General features: G+C 53.3%; 18 protein-coding genes. 14 read left to right on the top strand and 4 right to left on the bottom strand.

What is annotated here, in order from left to right; all coding sequences use genetic code 11:
- Positions 1-13: 13 nt before the first annotated feature.
- The 13 genes from lptE (at position 14) to lipA (ending at position 12,380) form a co-directional block, all read left to right on the top strand.
- Entirely contained in the window at positions 14-583 is a 570-nt protein-coding gene (gene lptE / locus C1N69_RS06060) for an LPS assembly lipoprotein LptE (RefSeq protein ID WP_025756339.1), read from the top strand.
- Positions 583-1,614: a DNA polymerase III subunit delta gene (holA, locus tag C1N69_RS06055; protein ID WP_126801600.1), complete on the top strand. Its 1,032-nt coding sequence runs from the start codon at positions 583-585 to the stop codon at positions 1,612-1,614. The genes lptE and holA overlap by 1 nt, the downstream gene beginning before the upstream one ends.
- The gene (gene nadD / locus C1N69_RS06050; protein ID WP_155030850.1) at positions 1,607-2,272 is read left to right on the top strand and encodes a nicotinate-nucleotide adenylyltransferase; all 666 of its coding nucleotides are present in this window, start codon (positions 1,607-1,609) and stop codon (positions 2,270-2,272) included. Before holA ends, nadD begins: the two co-directional genes overlap by 8 nt.
- Positions 2,273-2,542: 270 nt before the next feature.
- The gene (gene rsfS, locus C1N69_RS06045) at positions 2,543-2,860 is read left to right on the top strand and encodes a ribosome silencing factor (RefSeq protein ID WP_003858696.1); all 318 of its coding nucleotides are present in this window, start codon (positions 2,543-2,545) and stop codon (positions 2,858-2,860) included.
- A 3-nt stretch (positions 2,861-2,863) separates the two neighbouring features.
- Entirely contained in the window at positions 2,864-3,331 is a 468-nt protein-coding gene (gene rlmH, locus C1N69_RS06040; RefSeq protein WP_003858701.1) for a 23S rRNA (pseudouridine(1915)-N(3))-methyltransferase RlmH, read from the top strand.
- 28 nt (positions 3,332-3,359) lie between these two features.
- A complete protein-coding gene (gene mrdA / locus C1N69_RS06035; protein ID WP_025756336.1) occupies positions 3,360-5,261 on the top strand; it encodes a peptidoglycan DD-transpeptidase MrdA in 1,902 nt (633 codons plus the stop codon).
- Between the two features lie 2 nt (positions 5,262-5,263).
- Positions 5,264-6,376 (top strand): peptidoglycan glycosyltransferase MrdB, encoded by a 1,113-nt coding sequence (gene mrdB / locus C1N69_RS06030; protein WP_155030849.1) that lies wholly within the window; start codon positions 5,264-5,266, stop codon positions 6,374-6,376.
- Between the two features lie 16 nt (positions 6,377-6,392).
- Positions 6,393-7,505 carry an endolytic peptidoglycan transglycosylase RlpA gene (gene rlpA, locus C1N69_RS06025; protein WP_155030848.1) on the top strand — a complete coding sequence of 371 codons (1,113 nt, stop codon included), beginning with the start codon at positions 6,393-6,395 and terminating at the stop codon, positions 7,503-7,505.
- 139 nt (positions 7,506-7,644) lie between these two features.
- The gene (dacA, locus tag C1N69_RS06020; protein WP_025756334.1) at positions 7,645-8,856 is read left to right on the top strand and encodes a D-alanyl-D-alanine carboxypeptidase DacA; all 1,212 of its coding nucleotides are present in this window, start codon (positions 7,645-7,647) and stop codon (positions 8,854-8,856) included.
- Between the two features lie 105 nt (positions 8,857-8,961).
- A complete protein-coding gene (gene ybeD / locus C1N69_RS06015) occupies positions 8,962-9,225 on the top strand; it encodes a DUF493 family protein YbeD (protein ID WP_003858718.1) in 264 nt (87 codons plus the stop codon).
- 94 nt (positions 9,226-9,319) lie between these two features.
- Positions 9,320-9,961: a lipoyl(octanoyl) transferase LipB gene (gene lipB / locus C1N69_RS06010; protein ID WP_155030847.1), complete on the top strand. Its 642-nt coding sequence runs from the start codon at positions 9,320-9,322 to the stop codon at positions 9,959-9,961.
- 292 nt (positions 9,962-10,253) lie between these two features.
- Entirely contained in the window at positions 10,254-11,207 is a 954-nt protein-coding gene (locus C1N69_RS06005; protein WP_045286197.1) for a YbeF family transcriptional regulator, read from the top strand.
- Between the two features lie 207 nt (positions 11,208-11,414).
- Positions 11,415-12,380: a lipoyl synthase gene (lipA, locus tag C1N69_RS06000; protein ID WP_024907012.1), complete on the top strand. Its 966-nt coding sequence runs from the start codon at positions 11,415-11,417 to the stop codon at positions 12,378-12,380.
- An 81-nt stretch (positions 12,381-12,461) separates the two neighbouring features.
- Here the strand turns inward: lipA and tatE are convergent, their stop codons facing one another.
- Positions 12,462-12,665, bottom strand: a complete 204-nt coding sequence (gene tatE / locus C1N69_RS05995; protein ID WP_025756331.1) for a twin-arginine translocase subunit TatE — start codon at positions 12,663-12,665, stop codon at positions 12,462-12,464.
- 125 nt (positions 12,666-12,790) lie between these two features.
- Positions 12,791-13,579, bottom strand: coding sequence for a deaminated glutathione amidase (locus C1N69_RS05990; RefSeq protein WP_047958018.1), 789 nt, complete (start codon positions 13,577-13,579; stop codon positions 12,791-12,793).
- Positions 13,580-13,646: 67 nt separating this feature from the next.
- Here C1N69_RS05990 and crcB point away from each other — a divergent pair, with 67 nt between their 5' ends.
- Complete coding sequence (gene crcB, locus C1N69_RS05985; RefSeq protein WP_025756329.1) at positions 13,647-14,030, top strand: fluoride efflux transporter CrcB; 384 nt, start codon at positions 13,647-13,649, stop codon at positions 14,028-14,030.
- 219 nt (positions 14,031-14,249) lie between these two features.
- On the opposite strand, the gene cspE is transcribed toward crcB, so the two are convergent.
- Entirely contained in the window at positions 14,250-14,459 is a 210-nt protein-coding gene (cspE, locus tag C1N69_RS05980; protein ID WP_002439184.1) for a transcription antiterminator/RNA stability regulator CspE, read from the bottom strand.
- 190 nt (positions 14,460-14,649) lie between these two features.
- Positions 14,650-15,267 (bottom strand): lipid IV(A) palmitoyltransferase PagP, encoded by a 618-nt coding sequence (pagP, locus tag C1N69_RS05975; protein WP_047958016.1) that lies wholly within the window; start codon positions 15,265-15,267, stop codon positions 14,650-14,652.
- Positions 15,268-15,284 lie beyond the last annotated feature (17 nt).

The following is a 15,284-nucleotide window of genomic DNA, read 5'->3' as shown; positions in this document are numbered from 1 at the left end:
CGCGGGAGGAAACGTGCGACAACTGGCAACAATACTCTTATCTCTGGCGGTGCTTGTCACCGCTGGCTGTGGCTGGCACCTGCGCAATACTACGGCGGTGCCTGCTGAGATGAAAACGATGATTTTCGACTCATCGGATCCTAACGGTCCACTCAGCCGCGCAATTCGTAATCAGTTGCGTCTGAACGGCGTTGAGCTGATCGAAAAAGGCACCCTGCGCCAGGATGTACCGTCTCTGCGTGTGCTGGGGATGACGCTCAGCAAAGATACGGCCTCTATCTTCCAGGACGGCCATACCGCAGAGTATCAGATGGTCATGGCGGTTAACGCGGCAGTTCTGATCCCGGGTAAAGACATCTACCCGATCAGCACGAAAGTGTACCGTTCGTTCTTCGATAACCCGCAGACGGCGCTGGCAAAAGATGCCGAACAGCAGATTATCATCAACGAAATGTACGACAAGGCAGCGGAACAGCTGATCCGTAAACTGCCAGCTATTGCAGCGTCAAAAAAACAAGGATCTGACATTGTTGAAAAACCGGATGCCGACGCGTCTCCTGTTTCTACCTCAATGGGTAACTGATGATCAGGCTGTATCCTGAACAACTCCGCGCGCAGCTCAATGAAGGGCTGCGCGCGGCGTATCTGCTCCTCGGTAACGATCCGCTATTACTACAGGAAAGCCTGGATGCCGTGCGACACGCGGCGGCCGCTCAGGGCTTCGATGAACACCACACCGTCCAGCTGGATAACAATACCGACTGGAATGCCCTCTTCTCACTTTGCCAGGCGATGAGCCTGTTTGCCTCGCGTCAGACGATCCAGATCCTGCTGCCAGAGAATGGTCCGAACGCGGCCATTAATGAACAACTGGCCACGCTGGTCAGTCTGTTACACAGCGATCTGCTATTGATCGTGCGTGGCAATAAGCTGACGAAAGCGCAGGAAAACGCGGCGTGGTTTACCCAACTCGCGACCCATGCGGTGCAGGTCACCTGTCAGACGCCTGAGCAGGCGCATCTGCCAAAATGGGTGGCCGCGCGCGCGAAGCAGAACAACCTTCAGCTGGATGACGCGGCAAATCAACTGCTCTGCTACTGCTACGAAGGCAACCTGCTGGCCCTCGCGCAGGCGCTGGACCGGCTCGCCCTGCTCTGGCCGGATGGCAAGCTGACCCTGCCGCGCGTCGAGCAGGCCGTTAACGACGCGGCGCACTTCACGCCGTTCCACTGGGTTGATGCCTTGCTGTCGGCGAAGAGCAAACGCGCCCTGCATATTCTGCAGCAGCTGCGCCTTGAAGGCAGCGAGCCGGTCATTTTGCTGCGCACGCTCCAGCGCGAACTGCTGTTGCTGATCGCGCTCAAGCGACAGTCTGCCCATACGCCCTTGCGCGCGCTGTTTGATAAACATCGGGTGTGGCAAAATCGCAGGGCGTTAACCACCGAGGCCGTCAACCGCCTGAGCCATGAACAGCTGCGTCAGGCAGTACAGCTTCTGATGCGCGCTGAGCTCACGTTAAAACAAGATTACGGTCAGTCGGTCTGGGCGGAGCTGGAAAGTCTTTCTCTGCTGCTTTGCCACAAGGCGCTGGCTGACGTTTTTATTGATGGATAGTATGCACTCTCTCCAGGCCCTGTATGGTGGCACCTTCGACCCGGTACATTACGGGCATCTGAAGCCGGTTGAGATTCTGGCGAATCTGATTGGTCTTCAGCGCGTTATCATTATGCCCAATAATGTCCCGCCTCATCGTCCGCAGCCCGAAGCAACCAGCGAGCAGCGAAAAGCGATGCTCGCCCTGGCCATCGCGGATAAACCGCTTTTCAGCCTTGATGAGCGCGAGTTGCGCCGCGACACGCCCTCCTGGACGTCGCAAACGCTGCAGGAGTGGCGCACTGAACACGGGCCAGACCAGCCGCTGGCCTTTATCATCGGTCAGGACTCTCTGCTGAATCTCCCCACCTGGCATCAGTACGAAACCATTCTGGAGAACAGCCACCTGCTCGTCTGCCGTCGTCCGGGCTATCCGCTGACCATGCGCGAAGCACAGTATCAGCAGTGGCTGGAAGATCATCTCACCGACTATATAGAAGATCTTCACACACAGCCGGCCGGGAAGATTTATCTGGCGGAGACGCCGTGGTTCGATATCTCTGCGACCCTCATTCGCGAGCGTTTACAGCACGGTTTAGCCTGTGACGATTTGCTACCGGCCCCGGTGCTGGCGTATATCCATACGCACGGTTTGTATCAGAAAAGCGCAGATGAATAGCCGAAGGGCATAATTAAGTGGCTTATTGTTTTTCCTGCCTTGACAGGGTAAGCCATACTGTTATCCTCCGCTGCCAGACTTTCCCGCCGATCATTGCTTTACAGAAATTGTTTTACAAAAATGGCGATGCAATCTCAGGCGGAGGGTGGGATGATACCCGCCTTCAAAAGCCGGGCAGGAGACATTTGTCCCGTTACAGGCCTGAGTTCAGGTATACTGTCTGGCTACGAATTCAACGTTATACAATCTCATTCACCCCAGGGGGAAAACTTGCAGGGTAAAGCACTCCAGGATTTTGTTATTGACAAAATTGATGACCTGAAAGGTCAGGACATCATCGCTATCGACGTTAAGGGTAAATCCAGTATTACCGACTGCATGATCATCTGCACCGGTACCTCTACGCGTCATGTTGTTTCAATTGCCGATCACGTGGTGCAGGAATCGCGTGCTGCAGGGCTGTTGCCCCTCGGCGTTGAAGGTGAAGCGACCGCTGACTGGGTGGTTGTCGATCTCGGCGATGTGATTGTCCACGTCATGCAGGAAGAGAGCCGTCGCCTGTATGAGCTGGAAAAACTCTGGGGTTAATGCGTGAAGTTGCAGCTGGTCGCCGTCGGCACCAAAATGCCGGACTGGGTACAAACCGGTTTTACTGAATATCTGCGTCGTTTTCCAAAAGACATGCCGTTCGAACTGGTGGAGATCCCCGCCGGAAAACGCGGCAAGAACGCCGATATCAAACGTATTCTCGATAAAGAGGGTGAACTGATGCTGGCAGCCGCAGGCAAAAACCGCATCGTCACTCTCGATATTCCAGGGAAGCCCTGGGATACGCCGCAGCTGGCGCACGAACTGGAGCGCTGGAAGCAGGATGGTCGTGACGTCAGTCTGTTGATTGGCGGGCCTGAAGGGTTGTCCCCTGCCTGCAAAGCGGCAGCAGAACAAAGTTGGTCTCTCTCCGCGCTGACGCTTCCCCACCCGCTCGTTCGGGTACTGGTGGCAGAAAGCCTGTATCGCGCGTGGAGCATTACTACCAACCACCCCTATCACCGCGAGTAATGACTGACCAGGGTAGATTAAGCAGCGGATGAAACTACAGAATTCTTTTCGCGACTATACGGCTGAGTCCGCGCTGTTTGTGCGCCGGGCGCTGGTCGCCTTTACCGGGATTTTGCTGCTTACCGGCGTGCTGATCGCCAACCTTTATAATCTGCAAATTGTCCGCTTTACCGATTACCAGACGCGTTCAAACGAAAACCGGATCAAGCTGGTGCCCATCGCGCCCAGCCGCGGCATTATTTACGATCGTAACGGCACCCCGCTGGCGTTAAACCGCACCATCTATCAAATCGAGATGATGCCGGAAAAGGTCGATAACGTTCAGGACACGCTGGAAGCATTGCGAAGCGTGGTCGATCTTAACGATGACGATATCGCGGCCTTCAAAAAAGAGCGCGCCCGTTCCCACCGTTTCACCTCCATTCCGGTTAAAACCAATCTGACGGAAGTCCAGGTAGCCCGCTTTGCGGTGAATCAGTACCGTTTCCCCGGCGTGGAAGTGAAAGGTTACAAGCGTCGCTACTACCCTTATGGCTCCGCGCTGACGCATGTCATTGGCTACGTCTCCAAGATTAACGATAAAGACGTCGAGCGCCTCGATAAAGACGGCAAGCTGGCGAACTACGCAGCAACGCACGATATCGGCAAGCTGGGCATTGAACGCTACTACGAAGATGTTCTGCATGGGCAGACCGGCTATGAAGAGGTTGAGGTGAACAACCGCGGCCGCGTCATTCGTCAGCTGAAAGAGGTGCCGCCTCAGGCGGGACATGACGTATATCTGACCCTCGACCTTAAACTGCAGCAGTATATTGAAACCTTACTGGCGGGCAGCCGTGCGGCCGTGGTGGTCACCGATCCTCGTACCGGTGGCATCCTGGCGATGGTGTCAATGCCAAGCTATGACCCGAACCTCTTTGTTGACGGCATCTCCAGTAAAGACTATTCCGGCCTGCTGAATGACCCGAACACACCGCTGGTGAACCGCGCTACGCAAGGGGTTTACCCGCCAGCGTCAACGGTTAAACCTTACGTGGCGGTCTCTGCCCTGAGTGCTGGTGTCATCAACCGTAATACCAGCCTGTTTGACCCCGGCTGGTGGCAACTGCCGGGTTCTGAAAAACGCTATCGCGACTGGAAAAAATGGGGCCACGGCCATCTGAACGTGACGAAATCGCTGGAAGAGTCCGCGGATACCTTCTTCTACCAGGTGGCGTACGATATGGGTATCGACCGTCTGTCAGAGTGGATGAGTAAGTTTGGCTACGGACATTACACCGGTGTTGACCTTGCCGAGGAACGCTCTGGCAACATGCCAACCCGTGAGTGGAAACTGAAGCGCTTTAAGAAACCATGGTATCAGGGTGACACTATTCCGGTGGGTATCGGTCAGGGCTACTGGACGGCTACGCCGCTTCAGATGAACAAAGCCATGATGATCCTCATCAATGACGGCGTGGTGAAAGTCCCTCATCTGCTGCAAAGTACCGTTGAAGACGGCAAAAAAGTGCCCTGGAACCAGCCGCACGAAGCGCCTGTGGGTGACATCCATTCTGGCTTCTGGGAAATCGCGAAAGACGGGATGTACGGCGTGGCAAACCGTCCGAACGGTACCGCGCATAAGTATTTCGCCGGTACGCCTTATAAAGTGGCCGCGAAATCCGGTACGGCGCAGGTATTTGGTCTGAAAGCCAACGAAACCTATAACGCCCACCGCATTGCCGAACGTCTGCGTGACCATAAGCTGATGACGGCGTTTGCCCCTTATGATAACCCGCAGGTCGCGGTGGCGATGATTCTGGAAAACGGCGGTGCTGGCCCCGCGGTCGGGACCATCATGCGCCAGATCCTTGACCACATTATGCTGGGTGATAACAACACCGAACTGCCGGCTGAAAACCCGGCCGCCGCTGCGGCGGAGGACCAATAATCATGACGGATAATCCAAATAAAAAATCGCTGTGGGATAAAATCCACATCGACCCAGCCATGCTGCTGATCCTGCTGGCTCTGCTGGTTTACAGTGCCCTGGTTATCTGGAGCGCCAGCGGCCAGGACATCGGCATGATGGAGCGTAAAATTGGCCAGATCGCGATGGGTCTGGTCATTATGGTGGTGATGGCGCAGATCCCACCGCGCGTCTATGAAGGCTGGGCGCCCTATCTTTACATCTTCTGTATTATTTTGCTGGTTGCGGTAGACGCGTTTGGCGCCATCTCAAAAGGGGCGCAGCGCTGGCTGGATCTGGGTGTTGTCCGCTTCCAGCCCTCGGAAATCGCCAAAATCGCCGTACCCCTGATGGTGGCACGCTTTATCAACCGCGACGTCTGTCCGCCGTCTCTGAAAAATACCGCCATCGCGCTGGTGCTGATTTTCCTGCCAACGCTGCTGGTCGCGGCGCAGCCTGACCTGGGAACCTCAATCCTCATCGCCCTCTCCGGCCTGTTCGTTCTTTTCCTGTCGGGCCTGAGCTGGCGTCTGATTGGCATCTCGGTGGTGCTGGTTGCCGCGTTTATTCCGATTCTCTGGTTCTTCCTGATGCATGATTACCAGCGCCAGCGCGTCATGATGCTGCTCGATCCGGAAACCGATCCGCTGGGCGCGGGCTATCATATTATTCAGTCAAAAATTGCGATTGGCTCCGGTGGCCTGCGCGGTAAAGGCTGGCTGCACGGTACACAGTCGCAGCTGGAGTTTTTACCGGAACGCCACACCGACTTTATTTTCGCCGTACTGGCTGAAGAGCTGGGGCTGGTGGGCATCTTAATTTTGCTGGCGCTATACGTCCTGCTGATCATGCGCGGATTGTGGATTGCAGCACGCGCGCAAACCACCTTTGGTCGCGTTATGGCTGGCGGGTTGATGCTGATTTTATTCGTTTATGTCTTCGTAAATATTGGTATGGTGAGTGGTATTCTGCCGGTGGTTGGCGTACCGCTACCGCTGGTGAGTTACGGAGGCTCGGCACTGATTGTGTTGATGGCCGGGTTTGGTATCGTGATGTCGATCCATACCCACAGAAAAATGTTGTCAAAAAGCGTATAAAAATAAGGGGATCGGAATGCGTAAGCAGTGGCTGGGGATCTGCATTGCGGCAAGTTTACTTGCGGCCTGTACAAGTGATGATGGTCAGCAACAGGCAACCGTCGCGCCGCCGCAGCCTGCGGTGTGTAATGGCCCGATCGTTGAAATCAGCGGTGCCGATCCCGTTTATGAACCGCTGAATGCCAGTGCGAATCAGGATTACGAGCGCGACGGCAAAAGCTACAAAATTGTTCAGGATCCTTCCCGCTTCAGCCAGGCTGGCTTTGCCGCCATTTATGATGCCGAACCCGGCAGTAACCTGACGGCGTCCGGGGAGGCCTTCGACCCAATGCAGCTGACAGCAGCACACCCGACGCTGCCGATCCCGAGCTATGCCCGTATCACCAACCTGGCGAACGGCCGTATGATCGTTGTGCGCATCAACGACCGCGGCCCGTACGGCAATGACCGGGTGATCTCCCTGTCTCGCGCGTCCGCCGATCGCCTGAACACGTCGAATAACACCAAAGTCCGTATCGACCCGATTATCGTGGCGCAGGATGGTTCGCTCTCCGGACCGGGTACCGCCTGTACGACAGTAGCGAAACAGACCTATGCCCTGCCCGACCGTCCAAATCTTGACGGCGGAATGGGTAGCGTCTCTTCTCCGGCCGAACCGGCTCAGCCGGGGGGAGAAATCCGTCCAATCAGCAATGACACGCTACAAAGTGATGATTCAACGGGCGCACCGGTAAAGAGTAGCGGCTTTCTTGGTGCACCAACGACCTTAGCCCCGGGCGTACTTGAAGGCAGTGAGCCGACACCCGCCCCTGCACCTGTGAGTGCGCCAGCAGCTCAACCGGCGCCCGTAACGGCGCCAGCGGCCACGCAAAGTACGGCGATGGCAGCTCCGGCAGCGGCCAGCGGCAGCTATGTGGTGCAGGTAGGCGCAGTGAGCGATCAGGCTCGTGCCCAGCAGTATCAACAGCGTCTGAGCCAGCAGTTTGGCGTCCCGGGACGCGTTGAGCAAAACGGTGCGGTCTGGCGTATTCAGATGGGGCCGTTTGCCAGCAAATCGCAGGCAGCGTCCCTGCAGCAACGTTTGCAAAATGAAGCTCAGCTTCAGTCATTTATCGCTGTTGCAAAGTAATTAATCGGCGGTGTCCGAAATGTCAGTTTGTGTAAAACACATTCACAAACTCATGCTTAAAGTCGGATGCCTGCCTGAATAGCATTTGCTATAGTAAGGCACTTTTTTTAATTCCATCACGGATGTCGTAGTTCTGACCATGAAGACCACTTTTTCTGCTCGTTTTGTGCAGCGCATGGCGCTGACCACGGCCCTTTGCGCTGCTGCACTTTCTGCAGCTCACGCCGATGACCTGAATATCAAGACCATGATCCCTGGCGTTCCGCAAATCGACGCGGAATCCTACATCCTGATCGATTACAACTCTGGCAAAGTGCTGGCAGAACAGAATGCTGATGCCCGCCGCGACCCGGCCAGCCTGACCAAAATGATGACCAGCTATGTTATCGGCCAGGCGATGAAAGCCGGGAAATTCAAGGAAACTGACCTGGTCACCATCGGTAACGATGCGTGGGCAACCGGAAACCCGGTGTTCAAAGGGTCGTCTCTGATGTTCCTGAAACCGGGTATGCAGGTTCCCGTTTCTCAGCTCATTCGCGGGATTAACCTGCAATCGGGTAACGATGCCTGTGTGGCGATGGCCGATTTTGCTGCCGGTAGCCAGGACGCCTTCGTGGGCCTGATGAACAGCTACGTGAACGCGCTGGGTCTGAAAAACAGCCATTTCCAGACCGTACACGGTCTGGACGCCGACGGTCAGTACAGCTCCGCGCGTGATATGGCGCTCATTGGTCAGGCGCTGATCCGCGACGTACCTAACGAATATGCCATCTATAAAGAGAAAGAGTTCACCTTCAACGGTATTCGTCAGACCAACCGTAACGGCCTGCTGTGGGATAACAGCCTGAACGTTGATGGCATCAAAACGGGCCATACTGACAAAGCGGGTTACAACCTGGTGGCCTCTGCCACTGAAGGTCAGATGCGCCTGATCTCAGCCGTGATGGGCGGCCGTACCTTTAAAGGTCGTGAAACAGAAAGCAAGAAACTGCTGACCTGGGGCTTCCGTTTCTTCGAAACCGTGAACCCGCTGAAAGCAGGTAAAGAGTTTGCTTCCGAACCCGTCTGGTTCGGCGACAACGACCGTGCCTCCCTTGGCGTGGATAAAGATCTGTACCTGACCATTCCACGCGGTCGTATGAAGGATCTCAAAGCCAGCTACGTCCTGAACAGCACCGAGCTGCATGCGCCACTGCAGAAAAACCAGGTTGTAGGCACCATCAACTTCCAGCTGGATGGCAAGACGATCGATCAGCGTCCGCTGGTTGTCCTGCAAGAAATTCCTGAAGGTAATTTCTTCGGCAAAATCATTGATTACATTAAATTGATGTTCCATCACTGGTTTGGTTAAAAATTGAACACTTGAAAGTGTGATTTTGATCCCCATATACTAAGTATCCTGATAACTCCCACCTGACGTGGGAGTTATTCTTTTTGACGTTACGCCGGAGCTGACATGAAAACCAAACTTAACGAACTGCTTGAATTCCCTACCCCATTTACCTACAAAGTAATGGGTCTGGCGAAGCCTGAGCTGGTTGATCAGGTGGTTGAAGTGGTACAGCGCCATGCGCCGGGTGACTACTCTCCGTCAGTAAAACCAAGCAGCAAGGGCAACTACCACTCGGTTTCTATTACCATCACCGCTACACACATTGAGCAGGTTGAGACGCTGTACGAAGAGCTCGGCAATATCGAAATTGTTCGTATGGTGCTGTAGTCCCTTTGCGGTTACCCGGTTTGCCGGGTAACCCCTCTCCCCGCTGTGATATACTCCCCCGCATCTTTTGTCCCTCGTCTTCGGAGACGCTGTTTTGTATCAGGATAAAATTCTGGTCCGACACCTCGGGCTGCAACCTTATGAGCCTGTCTCCCAGGCTATGCATGACTTCACCGATTCACGCGATGAGAGCACCCCGGACGAGATCTGGCTGGTCGAACACCTGCCAGTCTTTACGCAGGGTCAGGCGGGAAAAGCGGAACATTTATTGATGACGGGAGACATCCCGGTAATTCAGAGCGATCGCGGCGGGCAGGTCACTTACCACGGACCCGGACAGCAGGTAATGTACGTCCTGCTTAATCTGAAGCGCAGAAAACTGGGCGTGCGTGAACTGGTTACTCTACTGGAACAAACTGTCGTCAATACGCTGGCGGAATATGGTATCGATGCGCATCCACGCGCCGATGCACCAGGCGTTTACGTCGGGGAAATGAAGATCTGCTCTCTGGGGCTGCGAATTCGTAAAGGCTGCTCCTTCCACGGCCTGGCATTGAATATTAATATGGATCTCACCCCTTTCCAGCGCATAAACCCCTGCGGCTACGCCGGCATGGAGATGACGCAAATGCGCCAGTGGATCGATACCGCTACGCCAGACACTATTCGTCCTGTGCTTTTGAAGAACGTGTTAGCACTACTTAACAATCCCCCGCACGAATATATCCCTGCTTAATATATCATACAACATGGCTCGCTAATTTGACGGGCCACTGTTTATTTACCGCTTTTGCGCTTTACAATAAACCACAGATTCTATATTTTCGAAGCGCCCGAATATTGCCGTTACATATTATTTAGCTTCCCTCAAACGTGACAAACAGGGTCTAAGTAACGTGAGTGATAATCACACAACTGTTTGATTTTTGATAAAGAAGTGAAACAAAACCAACACTTTACGAATCTCTACAAGCATAATAAATAAATTCAACTATCATTCATATTGTGAATGTATACGGAGTAAAAGCGTGGAGTATAATAATTTACCAGCCAAACGCCTGAATGACCCTGGTGGCGAAGACAAGCCGCAAATTTTTCGGACTTTACGTAATATTGATCTCAATTTACTGACTATTTTTGAGGCAGTATATGTCCATAAGGGTATCGTTAACGCTGCGAAAATTCTTAATCTCACGCCATCAGCAATAAGCCAGTCCATTCAAAAGCTGCGCGCTATATTTCCCGACCCGTTATTTATCCGTAAGGGCCAGGGGGTAACGCCGACGGCCTACGCCACGCACCTCCATGAGTTCATCAGCCAGGGGCTGGAATCCATTCTGGGCGCGCTGGATTTAACCGGCAGCTACGATAAGCAGCGCACCATTACCATCGGCTGTTCCCCTTCCGTGGGCGTTCTGGTGATGCCTGCAATTTATCAGGCCGTGAAAGAGCATGCTCCGCAGCTTCTGCTGCGCAATGTGCCTCTTAGTGAGCCTGATATTCAGCTTGCCCAGTTCCAGACGGACCTGATTATTGAAAGCGGCAGTTTCAGTGCCAGAGCGCTGGGGCAAAATGTGCTTTATGCGGATAATCTGGTTCTGGTGTGTCGCCAGCAGCATCCCGCGCTCAGCGAACCGCTGACCCTTGAAAACCTGCGCAACTATGACCACTCGTCTTTCATGACCGAAGGACAGGCGAATCATGCTCTGCGCCAGCGTATTGATGAAATTTTCCCGGAACGCCAGATCAGTTTCAGCAGTTACAATATGTTCACTACCGCATCCCTGATCGGCAGCAGCGATATGCTATGCATTATGCCGGCACGTCTGTACAACCTGCTGCGCAAATGCTGGCCGCTGGAAAGTATCCCACTCAGCCAGCTTAATGCGGAATCTGTCGAGATTTCACTGCATTACAACAAACTGAGTTTGCGCGATCCGGTCCTGGAAAACGTTATCCGCATTATCCGTCAGGCCTTCTGACCGCTTCATACAGCACAAGTCCCTGCTGCAGGCAGGGCAAAAGGCACAAAACAACAACTATTTTACAAATTGGCGACCTGGCAGGCTGCTTTAACGCCCCTTTCAATGATATACTGCCTGTCGTTCGTTCAAAAATAGTTGATAAATACAACATTCCCTTGAATTGAAACGCTTTCCTTCGATATTCGCAACTGGAACACGCACGCTATGAGTAAACCCATTGTGATGGAACGCGGTGTTAAATACCGCGATGCCGATAAAATGGCCCTTATCCCGGTTAAAAACGTGGCTACAGAGCGCGAGGCGCTGTTAAGAAAACCGGAATGGATGAAAATCAAACTTCCGGCCGACTCTTCGCGTATCCAGGGGATCAAAGCGGCGATGCGCAAAAATGGCCTTCACTCCGTCTGTGAAGAAGCCTCTTGCCCGAACCTTGCTGAATGTTTCAATCACGGTACCGCGACGTTTATGATTCTGGGTGCTATCTGTACCCGCCGCTGCCCGTTCTGCGACGTAGCACATGGCCGTCCAGTTGCACCTGATGCTAACGAACCCCAAAAACTGGCGCAGACCATCGCTGACATGGCGCTGCGTTATGTGGTCATCACTTCCGTAGACCGTGACGATCTGCGCGATGGTGGTGCACAGCACTTCGCTGATTGTATTACGGCCATTCGCGAGAAAAGCCCGAACATCAAAATCGAGACGCTGGTGCCTGACTTCCGCGGCCGTATGGATCGTGCGCTGGATATTCTGACCGCCACGCCGCCAGACGTGTTTAACCACAACCTGGAGAACGTGCCGCGTCTTTACCGCCAGGTTCGTCCGGGTGCGGATTATAACTGGTCCCTGAAGCTGCTGGAGCGTTTCAAAGAAGCGCATCCGCACATTCCGACCAAATCAGGTCTGATGGTAGGTCTGGGTGAAACCAATGAGGAAATCATCGAGGTAATGCGCGATCTTCGCCGCCACGGTGTAACCATGCTCACCCTGGGCCAGTATCTGCAGCCAAGCCGTCACCACCTGCCGGTACAGCGCTACGTCAGCCCGGACGAGTTTGATGAGATGAAAGCCGAAGCGATGGCGATGGGCTTTACCCACGCGGCGTGCGGCCCGTTTGTTCGCTCCTCTTACCATGCGGACATGCAGGCGAAAGGCGAAGAAGTAAAATAATGCTGTAATATTCATTTACAGTAATACAAAAAAACCGGCCTCATGAGCCGGTTTTTTTTCGCATGCCCTCAGGCATGGCTGTCACTCTTTGTGAGAAAGCTTGTCTGCCGGGATGTCGTCCTCGGCGCTTTTCTTCGCAGCCGCGTCATCGTCGTTCATCGCTTTCTTAAAGCCTTTGATGGCAGCCCCCAGGTCACCACCCAGCGTGCGTAACTTCTTGGTACCAAACAGCAGGACGACCAGTGCGGCAACCACCAGCAGTTTGGTAATACTAATCTCACCCATAGATACCTTCTTTACTTAAAACAGGCTGCATACAGCGCCAAAACCTGAATCTATTAACGGTCATTTAGCGCGTGCACACAATAGCAATCTGTAACAAGGTGAATCAAGCGTTGTTGAAAAAAACATCACAATAATTGCGGTGGCGCAAACCGACGATTGCGAAGAACAGGTAATTGCTGACGTGCAAGCGCGATTCTGTCTACGTTTATCTCCGCCACCAGCAACTCGGGGGTTTCAGCGGCGGCGGCGATCGTCACCCCAAGCGGATCCACCACCCTGCTTTGCCCGATATTTTTCGTGCCGCATTCGCCTGCTGCAACCACATAGCAGGTCGTATCCAGCGCGCGCGCCGCAAGCAGCGTCGCCCAGTGATGCTCCTTCAACGGCCCTTTGACCCACGCGGCAGGCAATACCAGAACGTCCGCGCCCTGTAACGCCAGATGGAGCGCCAGCTCCGGAAAACGCAGGTCGTAGCAGGTCATCAACCCAATCTTTACTCCGTCAATCTCCAGCAGCGGGGGAATACGGTCTCCCGGGTCAACCCGCCGGGACTCCTGAACGCTGAAGGCATCATAGAGATGCAGCTTGGCGTAACGTGCGACAATGGCTCCGCCGCGAATCGCCACCAGCGTATTCACCGCCCGACCCGGCATAGAGGGAACATGGATTGTTAAGATCGTCGTCATCGTATTGCCCACGCTCTGAGCGAGCAATTGCTGTAAGAATTCACCGTCCAGCGGCTGCGCGGACTTCACGGATAAATCCGGGTCATTATCATCCCTGGCCAGCAGCGCCTCAGGAAGCACCAGCAGCGACGCGCCTTTCTGTTGGGCCTGCAACATCAGGTCGACGCATTTTTTCGCGTTCGCCTGCCAGTCAGGCGTGACCGCAAATTGTCCTACCGCAACATACATATTTGTCCCCTCATCATAAACGGCGTTAAACTCGCTTCTCTTACACATCAAATAGCAGGTATTAAGCGTGTTACAACTACTTTTAGCCGTTTTTATTGGTGGGGGAACGGGTAGCGTTGCGCGATGGTTTCTGAGTATGCGGTTTAACCCGCTGCATCAGGCGATTCCTATGGGGACGCTTGCCGCGAACCTGATTGGCGCCTTTATCATAGGCATGGGACTGGCCTGGTTTAACCGCATGACGCACATCGACCCAATGTGGAAGGTATTGATTACGACAGGTTTCTGCGGCGGCTTAACCACCTTCTCCACCTTCTCTGCAGAAGTGGTGTTTCTCTTTCAGGAAGGTCGTATCGGCTGGGCGCTGGTGAATATCGCCATTAACATGCTGGGCTCCTTTGCGATGACGGGGATCGCATTTTGGCTATTTTCCACTGCAAGTCAGCACTAACAGTCAGCGCGTTAATGTTGGCTTAATTTTTCTCTGTCACTCTGAGTGCAATACTGAACGAGGGTGACAGAATGAAACAGAGTCTGATGAGCGCAGGAATGGTGTTGTTGAGCGTGCTGATCGTGGCCAGCTTCCTGAAAATGTATCTGCTTGGCTGATTCAAAACGAAAAAAACCCGCTCAGTGAGCGGGTTTTGAAATTCTTGCTGACGCGTCTGAATTACAGAGCGATTACGTTAGCAGCAGAAGGGCCTTTGGCACCGTTAGTGATTTCGAACTCTACACGCTGACCTTCAGCCAGAGTTTTGAAACCATTAGACTGGATTGCAGAGAAGTGTACGAACACGTCTTTGCTGCCATCTTCAGGAGTAATGAAACCGAATCCTTTGGACTCATTAAACCACTTAACGTTACCTTTAATCTTAGACATCAAAATTACCTTTACATTAAAAAACGACACAAATGCTGTGTCGGTTACCAGTACATCAATTGTGGGACCTTTTGTCCAGCGGATCTTTGATAAAAAGTGACTAAAGTCGCGTTAATTTTCACTGGCAGATTTTTATCGTTTATGAATCAACGCCTGCGCGTTTTTTCACCAACATGTAAAGTTTTTTCAGTTAAAACTGAAAACGCATCCAGGCGAAGTAAACGTTACCGTTGTTGTACGTACCGGGAATGTAGGTCATCTGGAACGTTGCCGGCCCATAGCCAATAGAGGCCAGAGGCAGCAGCACCGGGATCGGAATGTAGTTCCAGTTGTCACGCGCAGTGACCCCGGCGGTATAGCCCAAACCGACGTGGAAGTTCTCGTCTGCTAACGGGCGCCAGGTTTTCTCCCAGCCATAACCGCCAATCGGTTCCCATTTATTAAACGAGTCCTTAAAGGCCATCAGGTAGATGCCGTGCCAGTTGCCCTTTTCATCCCAGCGCGACTGACCAAAACCCGCCCCCCAGGGACGCTCGTTGTATTTATCGGTTTTCTCTTTGTCATAAGCAAAGCGCGCATGCCACGTTATTGCCGGAACATAGAGATCATAATGTTCTGGTGCCGACCATGTCTGGGAAACATTATCTGTAAAGGTTGAGAACCAGCCTTTATCCGTCGCGTTGTCCGCTGCCTGTGCAACAGAAGAAAACGTTAACTGCCCAAAAATAAACAACAAAATAGAGAAAAAAGTATTACGTACGATCACAATGCAATTACCATTCTTAGTATTCGAGGCAAAGTTTACCATAAAATAGTTGAACAAGA

The organism is Enterobacter sichuanensis (assembly GCF_009036245.1).
GTDB lineage: Bacteria > Pseudomonadota > Gammaproteobacteria > Enterobacterales > Enterobacteriaceae > Enterobacter > Enterobacter sichuanensis.
This window is presented reverse-complemented; position numbering and strand designations above follow the sequence as displayed.

Excerpts from the sequence above, each read along its gene's own strand:
- holA (WP_126801600.1), top strand. The coding sequence starts at position 583 with ATGATCAGGCTGTATCCTGAACAACTCCGCGCGCAGCTCAATGAAGGG.
- nadD (WP_155030850.1), top strand. The coding sequence starts at position 1,607 with ATGGATAGTATGCACTCTCTCCAGGCCCTGTATGGTGGCACCTTCGAC.
- mrdA (WP_025756336.1), top strand. The coding sequence starts at position 3,360 with ATGAAACTACAGAATTCTTTTCGCGACTATACGGCTGAGTCCGCGCTG.
- mrdB (WP_155030849.1), top strand. The coding sequence starts at position 5,264 with ATGACGGATAATCCAAATAAAAAATCGCTGTGGGATAAAATCCACATC.
- rlpA (WP_155030848.1), top strand. The coding sequence starts at position 6,393 with ATGCGTAAGCAGTGGCTGGGGATCTGCATTGCGGCAAGTTTACTTGCG.
- dacA (WP_025756334.1), top strand. The coding sequence starts at position 7,645 with ATGAAGACCACTTTTTCTGCTCGTTTTGTGCAGCGCATGGCGCTGACC.
- ybeD (WP_003858718.1), top strand. The coding sequence starts at position 8,962 with ATGAAAACCAAACTTAACGAACTGCTTGAATTCCCTACCCCATTTACC.
- lipA (WP_024907012.1), top strand. The coding sequence starts at position 11,415 with ATGAGTAAACCCATTGTGATGGAACGCGGTGTTAAATACCGCGATGCC.
- tatE (WP_025756331.1), bottom strand. The coding sequence starts at position 12,665 with ATGGGTGAGATTAGTATTACCAAACTGCTGGTGGTTGCCGCACTGGTC.
- C1N69_RS05990 (WP_047958018.1), bottom strand. The coding sequence starts at position 13,579 with ATGTATGTTGCGGTAGGACAATTTGCGGTCACGCCTGACTGGCAGGCG.
- cspE (WP_002439184.1), bottom strand. The coding sequence starts at position 14,459 with ATGTCTAAGATTAAAGGTAACGTTAAGTGGTTTAATGAGTCCAAAGGA.
- pagP (WP_047958016.1), bottom strand. The coding sequence starts at position 15,267 with ATGGTAAACTTTGCCTCGAATACTAAGAATGGTAATTGCATTGTGATC.